The organism is Streptomyces sp. NRRL F-6676, from assembly GCF_000725625.1.
GTDB lineage: Bacteria > Actinomycetota > Actinomycetes > Streptomycetales > Streptomycetaceae > Streptomyces.
In genome coordinates this window covers 1-205 of record NZ_JOHS01000166.1, presented here as the reverse complement: position 1 = coordinate 205, position 205 = coordinate 1, and the positions used below count along the sequence as shown (strand labels likewise).

General features: G+C 63.4%; 1 protein-coding gene. It reads right to left on the bottom strand.

From position 1 onward, the window contains the following. Positions 1 to 205, bottom strand: a 205-nt coding sequence (locus IO29_RS31450; protein WP_037840733.1) for a methylmalonyl-CoA mutase family protein, incomplete at both ends; no start/stop codon positions are given.

The window sequence follows — 205 nt, the reverse complement described above, 5'->3', positions numbered from 1 at the left end:
GTGGTAGCCGGAGATCGAGATGGTGTTCCACCGGGGGATCTCGGTGCGGCAGTACTGGAAGATGTCCGCGATCAGCCGCAGCGACGGCTTGGGCGGGAAAATGTACGTGCCGCGCGCGATGTACTCCTTGAGCACGTCGTTCTGGATCGTGCCGGTCAGCTTGTCCGCGCCGATGCCCTGTTCCTCGGCGACGAGTTGGTAGAGC